This is a genomic window from Brevibacillus sp. HD3.3A (assembly GCF_013284375.2).
Taxonomy (GTDB): Bacteria; Bacillota; Bacilli; order Brevibacillales; family Brevibacillaceae; genus Brevibacillus; species Brevibacillus parabrevis.
The window spans coordinates 2,248,271-2,262,627 of sequence record NZ_CP085874.1 but is presented as its reverse complement, the minus strand read 5'-3'; the positions used below and the strand labels follow the sequence as shown (position 1 = coordinate 2,262,627).

Genomic DNA, 14,357 nt, shown 5'->3' with positions numbered 1-14,357 from the left:
CGGGATAGCAAAAAGACTTGTGTCGCCTCCTGGCTTCACAAGTCTTTTTGCACGTCTTCGCTTCCGACCATTACGTGCGGAGCACCCCAATCAGCTCGTGCAAGTAATCCGCAATCTCCCCTTGCAAAATCGGGCCGTGTCCGGTCGCCAAAAATTCAATCGGCCAATCCAGCAAGGCTTCGAGACTTTCTACATATTCAGGAACGCGATCCGGTTCTTCCCCTGCCCATGTTTTGAGCTGCTGCCTATATGCGGCCCGGCATTCGCTTTCCTTCCCGATCACTTCGCCCAGCTCGGTTTTCTCAAAGCAAATATGATCGCCGACAAAGCAAATTTTGCTCTGCGGGTCAAAAAAAGCGACAGAGCCTTCCGTATGAAAGGCCAGCTGACGAAATCGCAAGGACGGCAAATCTCCTCCGCTCCCCGTGAAGGTGTGTCCGAACAGCGTCTGCGAAAAATCGTCCAGTTCGTAGTAATCGTCCAGATGAATCCAGTTGTTGCGAGACGGGAACATGTCGGCATTCCCGATATGGTCAGCGTGTCGATGCGTAAAGTACACGTAGTCAATCCGCTCAGGCTTGGCGCCAATTCCCTCCAATGCCTGTTGAAAATACGCCCGTTGCTTTCGCTGATGGGAGTCAATCAGTACAAACGAGTCACCTTGTTTGATCACATAACTGTTCACGTAGCTGTTCCATGCGTCCTCATAAGTGATGATCGCCCAGGTGGAGTCTGTGATTGGCGCAATCGCGTTGTTCATGCTTCCATCTCTCCTCTCCTCCCAGTTTTTTATTCCTATTGATATTATTATACACAATGATACACGACATTGCCGATCCTTGCCAAATGATGGACTGCTAACGCACAGATGCCTCTTCTCCCAGGCTGACCCAGGAGCGTCCCTGGGAACGGGCGATGTTGACAGGAACGCCGAAAAAGCGGGTCAACCCTTCGGCTGTCAATACCTCATCGGTTCGTCCAGCCCGCTCTACCTCACCTGATTTCAACAGCAGCGTGTGAGTAAAGCACGGCAAAATCTCCTCGATGTGATGGGTGACGTACAAAAGCGTCGGTCCCTCCGGCTGTTTGGCAATCTGCTCAATCATCGACAAAAGCTGCTCTCTGGAGAGCAAATCAAGCCCCGTACATGGCTCATCCAGAATCAAGAGACGCGGAGATGCCATCAGTGCCCGCGAAATCAAAATCTTTTGCCGCTCGCCCTGGGACAGCGCACCGAACGGCCTGTCCTTCAGCTCGGCGCAGCCAAACGTCTCCAGCAGCTCTTGCGCTTTTTGCACATCTGCCTCACTCGGAACAGAGTACAAGCCAATCGTCGCTTCCCGCCCGCTCAAAATCACGCGAAAAGCCGTTTCGTGTTCGTGGAGCTGCGCGATCAAGGCCGTGCTTACCCAGCCAATCGATTTTCGCACCTCACGCAAATCAACCGTCCCGTACAAATCGCCGAGAACGCTTACTTGTCCTTTCGTCGGCCATGTGTACCCGCAGATGATTTTCAACAAGCTTGTCTTGCCGGAACCGTTCAAGCCGACAAGACACCAATGTTCGTTTTCTTGCACTTGCCAATCAATGTTTTTCAAGATCGTTGTGTCGTCCCGCTGCCAGGTGACCTGATTTACGTCAATGATCATGTGCTGCCTCCACTCTCTCTTTTTGTCGTATGCCGTAATCTTTCTGATTATTAAGAGTATACCTGTCTAATCCTGATCGATCAATTCTTTTGTACACCCCGGGTAGAGACGAAAAAACCTTCGCGCTATGTGCCACGAAGGTTTTCGGTCATGCTTTGTGCGTTAAAACTTGCCTTGAATTTTGAATACGATCTCTGCGAACAAGGTTGCGAACAGGAACGTACCAGTGAAAACAACGAGGGACACGACGACGATCCGCCAGCTCAGTTGCTTGAACAGATGGATGTCTTTGCCCAGCGACAAACCTGCATAGGCGAGAATCGGGGTAGCGAGAGCCAGCAAATTGATTTTGGCAATCGCCGCAGCCGTATACGCGCTTCCTGGGAAAAAAGGCGAAGTGGCAATCATGGCAAACAAGGAAATCCAGACGATGACTGGAGATTTGAACGGCAATATTTTCGTGAAGCCCATCCCGATCAAGGTAATGACCGCCAAAAGCGCAATGCCTGGCAAGGATTCCAGGATGGGAACCTTGTAGCCGATCCAGTTTCCGACAAGTGTGATGGCACCAATGATGAGAATCGTCAGGACTTGGTTCATGCGCTTCTTTGCCCCCCTTCTGTTTCCGCAGAAGCGTTTTTACGCCCAATAATCGGTTCAAGCCATGCGTACAGGCGCTGAGTCAGCGGCAACGACACGAAGATACATACATACGTGCCGATGATGCTCATCATCAGGTTGGCCGCACCTGAGTAAAAGGCGATGTCTTGCTGTGCTTCCGGGAAAATAACAGCCAGTGATCCTGTCGCTGCGGCCATCATGCTGCCTGAGCCAACTGCCGCGCCCATCGCGAGGGAAATCGGATGGAACAGTCCGCTGCTTCCCAAAATGCTTGCCAAAAGCGACATGAAAATCGCGCCGAACAGCGTACCGCAAATGTAGACGCCCAATGCGCCGCGCGCTTCAGGAGAACTCGCGCCAAACTTGTCCACAACAATGGCCAGGTTCGGCTCGCGGTCGAGCGAATAAGTGGCCCCGATCGATTCACGCTTGAGTCCGAGCAAGAGCGCTACCGGCAAGCCCAAAATGATCGTTCCGACGATGTGCCCTACCTCCTGCACGAGCAGAGATACACCCGCTCCCCACAGCTTTGGCAGCTCCGGCCCAATATTCGCACCCAGCTTGCATACGAAGAGCAAGAACGAAACTCCCAAAATATTCGCAGCGACATTCATGTCTTTTTCTTTCAAAAATTTAAATGAAGGCCAACTGATCACACCGCCCAAAACAAGTGCGTACAGCATTGGAAACAAAGCGATTACCCCGATACCGATGTTAATTTTTTTCGTGCCGATAAACTCTGTCAAAGCAACCAGTATAAGCACCAAGAAATGCAGCTTGAACACATTCACGCGTCCCTCAGTCATAATGTTTCCCCCTGTTCGGTCTCGTTCCTGTCTGTTATTCCATGACTACTTTTTGTGCGGCCCGAACAAACAACTCTACACCTCGAGCAAGTGCATCTTCATCGAAATCAAAGCGTGGATGATGGTGCGGGTAAACAAAGCCTTTTTCCGGATTGCCGGCTCCCAGTTGAATGAAGCAGCCTGGCGCTTTTTTCAAGTATTCGGAGAAGTCTTCGCCCGGCATCAGCGGATCGATGTAAATAATGTCTTCCTCGCCCCATCTCTCGCGAATCGTGTCTTCCATCAGCTTGGTCACTTGCTGGTCGTTGACGACCGATGTGTAGCCGTGGGAGAACGAAAATTCGTAGCTGGCTCCGTGCGCTTCCGTCGTTCCTTTGACGATCCGCTCGATCCATACCGGGAGATTTTCGCGAATCTTGGCGTCGAAGCAACGGGTTGAGCCAGTCAGCGTCATCGAATCCGGGATGATGTTGTACGCTGTGCCTGCATTCAGCATCGTGACGGACAGGACCACCTTGTCCAACGCGCTGACATTGCGGGACACGATTTGTTGCAGGGCCGTAATCACCTGAGCGCCGATGACAACCGGGTCGATCGCCGACTCTGGCTGCGAGGAGTGCCCGCCCTTGCCCTGGATTTTGATATCAAACCGGTCTGTGGAAGAGGTAAGCGCTCCGTACAGCACACCGAATTTTCCTACTGGCATGTACGAGGCCAGGTGGATGCCGATGATGGAATCCAGTCCGTCCGCTGCTCCAGCCCGGACGATCTCCACGGCACCACCCGGCGGCAGTTCCTCTGCGTGCTGGAAGAAGAAGCGCACTTCTCCTTTGATTTTGTCTTTGTATTGCGACAATATTTTGGCCGCTCCAAGCAGCATGGCCGTATGCCCATCGTGTCCGCATGCGTGCATGACGCCAGCTTTGCCGGAAGCGTAAGGCACTGCGTTTTCCTCATGAATCGGCAAGGCGTCCATATCGGCGCGCATCCCGAGCACTGGCCCTGGCTGGGAACCAATCAAACGGGCAACCACGCTCGTCTTTGTCGGACGCGACAGTTCCAAATTTCCGAAAGATTGCAACGTTTCATAGACGTATTGAGACGTCTGCTCTTCTTCGAATGACAATTCCGGATGTTGGTGGAGATGTCTGCGCCACGCAACAACCTGTTCTGCCAGCTCGTCCGCCAATCGTTTTGTATCCAAACTCACTGTAACCACTCCTTTTCTCTCTACGTTCATGTTCAGTTAAGTTTAATTAAACAAATCAGCTTTTCGTGAATCTTACCACGTATTAACTAAAATTACAAATGTCCATTCCGAGCGGACATTCTTTGTCGAATCCACCTCAATCCTTGTCTATTTATTAGTTATTTTAGAATTTTCTATCTATAATGTCCACGTAAAATATACACAATGTTCAATAAAATTTTTTTGATGAAACTTTAGGGCTTTTCCGCAAAAAAGCCCTCCTCCTTCCGTTTATTCATTGACAGCAAACAGCACGTATTTCCCGCCGATTTGCCCCAGCCACAACTCGCCGTTGCCGACCATCACGCCCTCCGCGTTGACGAACGTCTCCTGGACGTTTTGCGCGAGCAACGCTTTTTTGACTTTATCGCTAAAAATCTGGTCGTACTCCGCCAAAAATTGCTGCTCATCCCTGATGTAGCGGCTACTCCCGTCTTTGTTGATCCGCAGCGGGAAGTGTACTTTTTTGGCTACTTGGCGCTTATCTCCCGCCTGTACTGCCTCCTGCAGCTTTCGGAAAAAGGCTTCAAAGGCAACCGGATCGGTAATGCCAGCGGCTTCATAGCGGTTGTGCACTTTCTCCGAAGCCTGCTTGATCATCGTATGAATGGCTCGCTTCCCCATCTCCATGCCTTGCCACGCTGCTGCTGGTACCGACAGTTGGGCCAAAATGACGATCCCCGTCACAGTCGCTATCGCGCTTTTCATTTTTTGCATGATCTGCTGCTCCTTTTCATTCATTTTGCCGGGATACAACTAGCTTTTCTCCCGTGTGCGTCCGTTATGAGCGCTGATGAATGCAAAAAAGCCCCGCAGCTCGCACATGAGCGGGGGCTTGCTGATATTCGTAACGATTTTCCATTGGAATTGATGCGAGTTACTCGCGGAATTTCGCTTCCTGGCGTTTGATTTCCTCTGCCGAAGTCGAGAGCGCCGCCTGCGGACCCGCAAAATGTTTGCGGTAGTAAGCGAGATCCATAATGATCAGGACGACAAACATGGCGATCAGCGCATACGCTGCTGTCTGGTTCGGAGGAATCACCATCATGATCGAAATAAACACGATCCAGAGCAAGCTGAGCACGTTGATTGGCTTGCTCCAGTTGCCGAGGTTCCACGGGCCAAAATGCTTTCGCTGGAACACCCCTCGCGACTCGGCACGCAGCTTGAGATAGAGCGGAATACCGTAAGCGACATACAGTCCGACCACGCTTACTGCGGTGAGAAAAGCCAATGTCGTGTATTCGGCATCAGGGTTGATCCGCTTCAAAATGTAGTCAAACAGGGCAAGGGCAAACGAGAGGATGACCACCAGCCAGATCGCTTTTGCAGGCGTTCTGTATTTCCTGGAGATTTCGGCCCACTGTCTGCTCCACGGCATGCCTTTATCCCGGGAAAAAGCGTACAGCATGCGGGAAAAGGAGGTGATCGAAGCAAGGCCGCAAAACCACATCGCAAAGGTGACCAGCCACAGTACAACGGAACCGAACGTTCCACCCAGCGCGGCGCTGATCACGTAAATAAAGGCATTGTCCGCGGCGCTGGCAGCTGCTGCATCGTGAATGGACAGCGTGACAAAAGCAAGCATAATAAAGCCAAAAATAAAGGAAAAGGCCACAGAAGTGAAAATGCCCCAAGCGGCGCGAACCCTTGGGTTGATCGTTTCTTCGATCGTATGGGCAGAAGCATCATAGCCCGTGAACGTCCACTGCGCCTGCAACAGTCCGATCAGGAATGCGATGGCGTACGGTTTGTCGGAAAACGTTTGTCCGACCTGAAACAAATAGTCGAGCGGCTGCAACTCATTGCGCGAGAAAAACACAAGACTGCCTACAAGCACAACGACAACGCCAATATGATACCAGGCGGAAAAATCGTTCAATCTCGCTACAAGCCGTATGCCAATATGATTGAAAATGCCGTGTAAAAGCAAAGTGATGCCAAACAAGATCAAGGTGGTCGTCTCGGTCGAAGTATAGCCAAACGCGCTGGCTAACAGCGGATCGGCAAACAAGGAAAAAGAATAGTCGATTCCCGCTACGATTCCGATTTGTCCGATCAGGTTGATCCAGGCGGTGTACCAGCCCCAGCGTTTGCTGCCCAAAATAGCCGCCCAGTGATACAGCGCCCCTGCTGTGGGAATCGCGGATGCCAGCTCTGACATCGAAGCCGCGATGAGGATGACAAACAAGGCGACGATCGTCCAGCCAAACCCCATCATGCCTGGCCCGCCGTACAACAGCCCGTGCCCGTATAAAGAAACAGCCCCTGTCAAAATCGAAATGATCGAAAAAGAAATCGCAAAGTTCGAAAATCCGCCCATATCCCGCAGCAGCTCCTGGGCATAGCCGAACTTGTTCAAGTCTTTTTTATCCTCAAGCAACTGATGTTCTTTATCCTGCTGCATATTGCCTCCCTCCTTCCCCCTGTCACGAATTAGTCCTGGAACCGATAAAGCTTTCATGCTCGTTTTCGTCAAATTTCCGCACGCTTTCATTCGCCCTGTAGCCAATGGCAATGGCAACGGCAACCGTCAGCAAAATCAGGATGATGCCCAGTACCAGCATGTCTTCGTCACCTCCCTTCCTACTCATAACAAATGACAGGATCAGTACATTTTACGTGCCAGTTTGACAGCTAGACCTATCGGCTTGATCGCGGACATGTTTGACGACCTGACCGTTTAACGGCTCGTCCAAGTTTTTTTCTCCATAAAAAGCAGACGGAAACAAGTCACTGTCTGCTTTTGCTCACATACATATTTCTTTGGGGGATTGCTTGCATGGTTCGTTTCCCTTCACTGGGAAGTTTTCATCCCGACCTTGGGACTGCTTTTGGGAGATACTACAGAAAGACGACGATCCTAGGGGTGATTTCCTTGATCCGTTTGGGCTATGCCTGCATCAGCGTGAAGCTCAAAAACAATCCGAACAAAAAAACGACCGTCGCCCAAATCAACAAGCTGGAGCCGCAGGCGCGGTTGAAAAAGCTTCGCCAAGTTTTGCAGACGAATTTCTTTAACCTGATGGATTTGCTCGCCTACAACGTGGACAACCGCATTTTTTTGTACCGCCTCCCTTCCGAGTTTGTACCGCTCGCCACTCACCCGGTTGCGGCAGAATGGGATTGGGCCAAAGAGTTTGCCTGGGATTTTCAAAAAACCGGGGAGTTTATTCGCAACAACGGCATCCGCATGACGGCGCATCCCGGCCACTTCAGCATTTTAAACAGCGAGAAGCCATCTGTCGTAGAAGCGACCATCGCTGATTTTTCCTATCATGCCAAAGTTTTCGACCTGCTCGGGCTTGACGACAACTCGGTGCTGGTCACCCATGTCGGCGGCGTATTCGAGGATAAAGCGTCTTCGCTCGATCGATTTGCCGCCAACTTCGAGCGTCTTCCCGAGCACGTAAAGCGCAGGCTGGTCGTCGAGAACGACGATACGTCTTTTACGATGCTCGATGTGCTGGGGCTATGCGAGCGAATCGGAGTGCCTATGGTGTTTGACATGCATCACCATCAATGCCATTCGGATGGAGAAGATTGGAAGGAGTACCTTCCGCGCATCATCCAGACATGGGGAAAGCGCACTCCGAAAATGCATATGTCCTCGCCAAAATCAGCCAAAGAATTTCGCGCCCATGCCGACAATATTGACCCCGACGAGTTTATCGCTTTTGTCAGCGCCCTTGCCGATTACCATGTCGACATTGTTTTGGAATGCAAAAACAAAGATGATGCCCTGCTGTCGCTCCGTCATCATTTGAAAAAGCGCGGGCTGGAAGTCGAGGCGTTCGCTTCCGCTCCTTGATCGCCAGAAAGTACGCCTGTTCTTTCCATTTCCGTGCGAAACAACAAACAAAAGGACGCCCCTGGTGAAACAGGCGTCCTTTTGGCTTTGCTTAATCGCAGCCGCAACCGCAGCCGCATCCATGTCCGGAAGAAGATCCTCTATGTCCATGAGACGAGGAGCTGCCACGTCCAAAAGAACTGCTGCCGCCCCTATGATGCCAAACCTGGCAACGATCGTGATAATGCTTCATTCTGCGCTGATGGTGTTTGTAATACTTGCGGTACTCGCTGTACTTTTTGCGATGATCGCGGTATTGCTCACATTTGTGGCGGAAGTATTGCATCCGGTCCATATGGAAATGGAATTTGAACAAATAAAGCTCGATTTCCGTTCCGGGACGTGCATTTTCCGCTGATGGCGGGCGCATGTTCGGCGAAGAATTGGGCGGACGCCGATTTGGCATCATGGAGTTCGGCGGCATTGGATTGGCTGGTCTGCGATTCGGCGGCATCGGATTCGCTGGTCTGCGATTCGGCGGCATCGGATTCGCTGGCATCCGGTTTGGCGGCATCGGGTTCGCCGGCATCCGGTTTTCTGGCATCCGGTTCGGCGGCATCGGGTTCGCTGGCATCCGGTTTGGCGGCATCGGGTTCGCTGGCATCCGGTTTGGCGGCATTGGATTCGGCGGCATCGCTTTTGGCGGGATCGGATTCGACGGCATCGCTTTTGGTGGCATAGGCTTCGGTATGTTCGGCATATTCTGGTTAGGCGAAGGCATGATTGGCCGTTGTGGCATCGGGCGTGCCGGAATGTTGTGCTGTGGATTCTCCGAGCTTTGCGGCGGATTTGGTTTGGACGGCGATGGCACGTTTGGTGATGGCACATTCGGTGACGGCAACGATGGCGATGGCATCGGCATCATCGAGGAAGGCGGTTTTGGCATTTCTTTTGGACGCCTTGGAGAAGATGGCGGCACTGGCGGCATCTTACGTCGCTTTTCCACGGAAACGAACACGTCCTTTCTGATGAAATAACACAGTACATGGTATGACATTTATCCCGCTCAAGAAACGACACTCGCCCAGTTTCCAAAAATGGATTGAGCCCGTTTTTTCTATCCTGGGGAAGCCGCCGTGACAATCTTGCTCTTGACTGCGCGCTCACTTCCGTTACAATAATACTAATAACAAAAATTATCTGACAGTTGTAGAGCGAAAGTGAGGACAGACGTATGCAGCCGCCGAGCAGGCTTACACGTTTCATCCAATCACATATAGAACCCAGGAGCGAGGGGTTAGGATATTAGTATCCTAACCCCTCGCTCTTTTCGTTCTCTGCTCTGTTAAAGGAGGAAACTATCCATGAATCAGCCAACACTTATCCAAATGAACGGGGATCAACTGCGCATTGAAGATGTCGCCTTGATCGCCAGAGAGTTCGTCCACATCGAATTGACTTCGGAAGCACTGGAAAATGTGCGCCGTTCCCGGGCCATGGTGGAAGAGATGGTCCAGCAACAAAAAGTCGTGTACGGAATTACTACCGGCTTCGGCAAATTTTCCGATGTGATGATTCAAGGCGAAGATGTCAGCAAGCTTCAGGAAAACTTGATCATGAGCCATGCGTGCGGCATGGGCGACCCGTATCCGGTAGAAGTCGTCCGCGCCATGATGGCACTGCGCATCAACGCTCTGGCAAAAGGCTATTCCGGCATCCGCGAAGAAACGCTGCTCCAGCTTGTAGAGCTGTGCAACCGCGGCGTGCATCCGGTCATCCCGCAGCAAGGCTCGCTTGGCGCCAGCGGTGACCTGGCGCCGCTCGCCCACATGGTGTTGGTCATGCTCGGCAAAGGGGAAGCTTATGTAAACGGGCAACAAATGAGCGGTAGCGAAGCGCTCAAAGCAGTCGGTCTGGCCCCGATTCGCCTGCAAGCGAAAGAAGGACTCGCGCTGATCAACGGCACGCAAGCCATGACCGCGCAGCTCTGCCTGGCGCTGTATGATTCCCGGGTAGTGCTGGAAAGCGCAGAGCTGATCGCTTCGATGACGATTGAAGCTTTGCGCGGAATCCCGAAAGCATTCGATCCACAGCTGCACCTCGTTCGTCCTCATCCCGGACAACAGGAATCGGCCAGACGACTGCTCGCACACTTGTCCGGCAGCCAGCGCACCTCGCAGCAGGGCGAGCTGCGCGTCCAGGACCCTTACAGCCTGCGCTGCCTCCCGCAAGTTCACGGCGCGACACGCGACACGCTGGAGTACGTCTGGACGACGGTGAGCCGGGAGTGCAACAGCGTGACCGACAACCCGATTCTTTTTACCGAGACAGGCGATGTCATCTCTGGCGGGAACTTCCATGGTCAGCCGATGGCATTCGCTGCCGATTTTCTCGCCATCGCCATGGCAGAGCTGGCGAACATTTCCGAGCGTCGGACAGAGCGGCTTGTGAACCCGCAGCTTAGCGGTTTGCCCGGGTTTTTGACTGAAAACGGCGGACTCCATTCCGGCTTTATGATCACCCAATATGTAGCCGCTTCCATCGTGTCCGAAAACAAGGTGCTGTGCCACCCTGCGTCTGTCGATTCGATTCCATCCTCGGCCAACCAGGAAGATCACGTCAGCATGGGCACTACCGCTGCCCGCAAGCTGCGCACCGTGATCTCCAACGTAACAAAGGTGCTTGCCATCGAATACTTGGCCGCAGCGCAAGCGATCGACTTCGGAACAGGCGATCTGGGAGCAGGCACAAGCAAGGCATACGCGGAACTGCGCCGCGTCATCCCTCGTCTCCACGAAGACCGCGAGATGCACCCGGACTTGGTCAAGGCCGAAGAATTGATCAAAAAAGGGACACTCGTGATCGTGTAAACAAAAGGGGGCACGACTGTTGAGCGTTGACTGTTGTACCCGCTTCGGGAGACAGGAGCTTTTACCACAAGCGGGTCAGATCCACGCTCCTAAAAAACATCATGCCACTGGGAATGCCCTCCGTTCTTTGCTATCCTAAGAGAGAAGAGTGATTTCCAACTCACTCGCCTTTGAAGCATGGAGGGCTGGCTGATGAAACCGATATCCACGCCGTTGCAACACCCTGACAATCTGCTGTTTTTTGACGGCGAATGCCATATGTGCAACAGCGCCGTACAATTTGTTTTGAAACGCGACTCGTCCGGCGCGATTCACTTCGCTTCCTTGCAGTCAGAGACGGCGAAACAGATTTTGTCGTCGCATCAGTACGATGCCACGCAGCTTTCATCTGTCGTCTTTTTGGCCAACGGTCGCTTGTATACCAAATCGGACGCGGTTTCGCAGGTCGCGCGCAAACTGTCTGGAGCGTGGCCGCTGTGCTTTTACCTCGGCCGCTTCCTCCCCCGTCCTGCCCGCGATTTCATTTACGACTGGGTCGCCCGGAATCGTTACCGCTGGTTTGGCAAGCAAGAGCAGTGCATGCTGCCGACCCGCGAAATCAAGGCGCGTTTTCTCGATTGACCGCCCATAAAAAAAGAGGAGCCGGCACTTGGCGTCGGCTCCTCTTTTTGCTGTTATTTTTGCGCTTGCGGATGGTCGTCCGCGGCGTATGCTGCCGCTTTCGCATTCGCTTCCACTTGCGCCGGACTTTTGCTGCCCGGAATTACCGCCGTGACGGCGGGATGCTTCAGGCACCAGGCAAGCGCCCACTGCGCCATGTCCATTCCTTCCGGCACTTCGGTTTCCTTGATGTTGGCTACTTCTGCAAGCAACTCCGCCACTTGCTGCGGGTCGCGGCGATGCCGCACATCGTTTCCGGCAAAAACGACACCGGGCTTGTACTTGCCGCTCAAAAATCCGCTTGCCAAAGGCACCCGCGCAAGTACGCCCAAGTCTTGTTCGGTACACGAAGCAAAAACCGCTTCCTCCGGCTTCCGGTCCAGTCGGTTGTACACGACCTGAATCGTCTTCGCCTGCACGGAGCTTGCATTCGCAACTTGATGCATGTTGTCATTTTTCGCAATCGACAAACCGAGGTGGCGAATCGTTCCTGCCTGTACTTGCTTGTCCAAATACGTCCATAACTCGTCGTTGTCGAACGCTGCGTCCGGCCCGGAATGGAACTGGTACAAATCGATGTAGTCCGTCTGCAAAGCTCGCAACGAGTTCTCTAGCTGCACTTGTACTTGCGCTGCCCCATACTCGTCCGTGCGGGAAAACTTGTCGTGAAAATGATGCCCGAACTTCGTTGCGATAATCCAGTCTGCGCGACCGCCCTTTTTCAAATAGCCCCCGATCAGTTGCTCCGAGAGATGATCTCCGTAGCATTCCGCCGTGTCAATCAAGTTGATTCCAAGTTCTTTGGCCGTGTCCAAAATCGCGTCGACCTCAGGCTGAGTGAAGTCTTGCCCCCACTCTCCGCCGAACTGCCACGTTCCCACGCCGATGACCGAAACATTCAGTTCCGTCTTGCCTAGTCTGCGGTACTTCATCGCCGATTCCTCCTCGTGCCACTATGTAGAAAAGCCCCTGAGCGAACTGTCGCTCAGGGAGAAAGCATGCGAAAATCAAATCGTTTTTTCCACGTTCAACTGGCTGACAAAAGCTTGCAGGCTTCCTTTTCGCTCCTTGCGCATTTTTTTGCGCTCTTCTGCGGAGGCCATCAGTTTTTGCTCTTCCTCGGTTTGCGGGACAATGCCAGGAACCTCGGTCGGATTTCCAGCTTCATCCAGGGCGACAAAAGTCAAAAACGAAGTAGCTGTCAGCACGCGTTGCCCTGTTTGCAAGTTTTCCGAAACGATTTTGACAAACACTTCCATCGAAGTGCGCCCTGTCGAAGAAACAAAAGCTTCCAGGCAAATCGAGTGCCCCATTTTCACCGGAGCGAGAAAATCGATGGAGTCTATGGAAGCAGTCACGACGGGCCTGCGGGAATGTCTCATCGCAGCAATTGCCGCAACCTCATCTATATAAGCCATCATCGTGCCGCCAAAAATCGTGCCGTGGTAATTGGTATCGGACGGTTGAACCAGGGATGCCTGAATCGTGCGGGATTCTTGAGTAGTCTTGACGTTCATCACTGTTGCTCCTTTGTCAATCATGTTCATGCCTTCCCCATCATATCACAAGGCATCCACTGTTCCAATTACATCCTGACAGTTCCCAGTTGGTTGTGTGCTTGCAAGTGTTCAAGCACCCCGTGCGCTTCCTCCTGCAAAAAATAGCGCAGCATCGGCAAGTTCCACTCATACGCCGGACGGTACCCGGCGAGTGCGAACACATTTTCATCCAGATGCGTTGCCAGTTTCCTGCGCTGTGGGCTGGCACAGTAAAATTGCTCCAAATAGTCTGTTCCCCAGCGCGAAAAGGACGACGTCTCCTCCGTCACCGCCGTCAGCAAAATCGCCTCGCCCGTATCGATCAGATCAAGCGGATACAACTGGCAACTGAACGGCTTTAGCGGCTCCACCACATGTCCTGCCTCTTCGGCGTACGCATGGATCGCACAGCCGAGGCGGCCGTTGTTTTCCTGATAAAACAGGCAGTTGCCGTGGCGCATGCGGATCGTGCCTGGCAGCTGCCCCCGGTCCCAGACGCCGTGCCGCTCCCAATTTTCCCGTTCGCTTGCTGACTGCAAGCGGGCTGTGATTTCCGGCAGTTCTTTTTCCATGATCGGAATTTGCCACGGCTCCACCGCGTAAGGTTGTCCACCCTCGCAACAAGTCTCGCGATGAACCGCACGGCAGTTCCAACAGTCAAGATGAAACAGGGCGAGCAAGGCCGGGACGTCGACTATATACTGACCTGCCCTGATCATCGCCGCTCTGTGCTTTTTTATATATTTTTCGCAGCAGTACACCTCTTTGTCGCTCATCGGATCAGGGGTGCCTACGTAGCGAAAGGAATGCTTTTTCTTCATTTCTCCAAAACAATCTCCGCTTCCGTACCGAAAATGCTCAGCTTTCCGTCTGCAAATGTGGCGAGGTCCACTTCATCGCCAGGGATTTCCATCAAAATTTCCAGCTCGCCTTCCGCTTCCGACACAAACACCAGCAGCAAGTCTTTTTCCTCAAATTCATTATCAGTCAACTTGACTTCTGTCAGTTGTCCCTGAAATTGTGTTACCTCTTCTTCCTCTTCGCTGTCTGTATCCCACTGTGTAAATGTGACAGATGCCGTTTTGCTGGCAAATTCGTCTGTCAGCAAGCGCAGCAATTGCTCGTGTTGTTGAATGTCCATTTCTTGATCCCTCCGAAAGTTTCATTACTGCCC

At 52.7% G+C, this 14,357-nt stretch carries 17 protein-coding genes; 5 read left to right on the top strand and 12 right to left on the bottom strand.

The features are described 5' to 3' along the window. Window positions 1–70: 70 nt before the first annotated feature. From HP435_RS11105 to HP435_RS11070, 8 genes are all read right to left on the bottom strand, one after another. Complete coding sequence (locus HP435_RS11105; protein ID WP_122965684.1) at window positions 71–760, bottom strand: MBL fold metallo-hydrolase; 690 nt, start codon at window positions 758–760, stop codon at window positions 71–73. Window positions 761–857: 97 nt separating this feature from the next. After that, window positions 858–1,649 carry an ABC transporter ATP-binding protein gene (locus tag HP435_RS11100; protein WP_122965683.1) on the bottom strand — a complete coding sequence of 264 codons (792 nt, stop codon included), beginning with the start codon at window positions 1,647–1,649 and terminating at the stop codon, window positions 858–860. A gap of 162 nt (window positions 1,650–1,811) precedes the next feature. Beyond that, window positions 1,812–2,249 (bottom strand): hypothetical protein, encoded by a 438-nt coding sequence (locus tag HP435_RS11095; protein WP_122965682.1) that lies wholly within the window; start codon window positions 2,247–2,249, stop codon window positions 1,812–1,814. Continuing rightward, window positions 2,246–3,076 carry a DUF3100 domain-containing protein gene (locus HP435_RS11090; protein WP_122965681.1) on the bottom strand — a complete coding sequence of 277 codons (831 nt, stop codon included), beginning with the start codon at window positions 3,074–3,076 and terminating at the stop codon, window positions 2,246–2,248. Before HP435_RS11090 ends, HP435_RS11095 begins: the two co-directional genes overlap by 4 nt. A gap of 34 nt (window positions 3,077–3,110) precedes the next feature. Then, entirely contained in the window at window positions 3,111–4,286 is a 1,176-nt protein-coding gene (locus HP435_RS11085; protein WP_122965680.1) for an amidohydrolase, read from the bottom strand. A 270-nt stretch (window positions 4,287–4,556) separates the two neighbouring features. After that, the gene (locus tag HP435_RS11080; protein ID WP_173595602.1) at window positions 4,557–5,042 is read right to left on the bottom strand and encodes a hypothetical protein; all 486 of its coding nucleotides are present in this window, start codon (window positions 5,040–5,042) and stop codon (window positions 4,557–4,559) included. Between the two features lie 160 nt (window positions 5,043–5,202). Beyond that, complete coding sequence (locus tag HP435_RS11075; protein WP_122965679.1) at window positions 5,203–6,732, bottom strand: amino acid permease; 1,530 nt, start codon at window positions 6,730–6,732, stop codon at window positions 5,203–5,205. A 22-nt stretch (window positions 6,733–6,754) separates the two neighbouring features. Next, window positions 6,755–6,892 (bottom strand): hypothetical protein, encoded by a 138-nt coding sequence (locus HP435_RS11070; protein WP_167470353.1) that lies wholly within the window; start codon window positions 6,890–6,892, stop codon window positions 6,755–6,757. 311 nt (window positions 6,893–7,203) lie between these two features. Here HP435_RS11070 and uvsE point away from each other — a divergent pair, with 311 nt between their 5' ends. The 5 genes from uvsE (at window position 7,204) to HP435_RS11045 (ending at window position 11,606) form a co-directional block, all read left to right on the top strand. Then, complete coding sequence (gene uvsE, locus HP435_RS11065; protein ID WP_122965678.1) at window positions 7,204–8,136, top strand: UV DNA damage repair endonuclease UvsE; 933 nt, start codon at window positions 7,204–7,206, stop codon at window positions 8,134–8,136. A gap of 142 nt (window positions 8,137–8,278) precedes the next feature. After that, the gene (locus HP435_RS11060) at window positions 8,279–8,533 is read left to right on the top strand and encodes a hypothetical protein (protein ID WP_229049897.1); all 255 of its coding nucleotides are present in this window, start codon (window positions 8,279–8,281) and stop codon (window positions 8,531–8,533) included. 10 nt (window positions 8,534–8,543) lie between these two features. Next, entirely contained in the window at window positions 8,544–9,152 is a 609-nt protein-coding gene (locus HP435_RS11055; protein WP_173599749.1) for a hypothetical protein, read from the top strand. Window positions 9,153–9,479: 327 nt separating this feature from the next. Further along, the gene (gene hutH, locus HP435_RS11050) at window positions 9,480–10,985 is read left to right on the top strand and encodes a histidine ammonia-lyase (protein WP_122965676.1); all 1,506 of its coding nucleotides are present in this window, start codon (window positions 9,480–9,482) and stop codon (window positions 10,983–10,985) included. 192 nt (window positions 10,986–11,177) lie between these two features. Then, window positions 11,178–11,606 carry a thiol-disulfide oxidoreductase DCC family protein gene (locus HP435_RS11045; protein WP_173595600.1) on the top strand — a complete coding sequence of 143 codons (429 nt, stop codon included), beginning with the start codon at window positions 11,178–11,180 and terminating at the stop codon, window positions 11,604–11,606. 53 nt (window positions 11,607–11,659) lie between these two features. Here the strand turns inward: HP435_RS11045 and HP435_RS11040 are convergent, their stop codons facing one another. The 4 genes from HP435_RS11040 to HP435_RS11025 form a co-directional block, all read right to left on the bottom strand. Then, window positions 11,660–12,577 carry an aldo/keto reductase gene (locus HP435_RS11040; RefSeq protein WP_173595599.1) on the bottom strand — a complete coding sequence of 306 codons (918 nt, stop codon included), beginning with the start codon at window positions 12,575–12,577 and terminating at the stop codon, window positions 11,660–11,662. Between the two features lie 75 nt (window positions 12,578–12,652). Then, entirely contained in the window at window positions 12,653–13,162 is a 510-nt protein-coding gene (locus HP435_RS11035; RefSeq protein WP_173595978.1) for an acyl-CoA thioesterase, read from the bottom strand. A 68-nt stretch (window positions 13,163–13,230) separates the two neighbouring features. After that, complete coding sequence (locus HP435_RS11030) at window positions 13,231–14,004, bottom strand: DUF3109 family protein (RefSeq protein ID WP_122965672.1); 774 nt, start codon at window positions 14,002–14,004, stop codon at window positions 13,231–13,233. Then, window positions 14,001–14,324, bottom strand: a complete 324-nt coding sequence (locus HP435_RS11025) for a hypothetical protein (RefSeq protein ID WP_122965671.1) — start codon at window positions 14,322–14,324, stop codon at window positions 14,001–14,003. Before HP435_RS11025 ends, HP435_RS11030 begins: the two co-directional genes overlap by 4 nt. Window positions 14,325–14,357 lie beyond the last annotated feature (33 nt).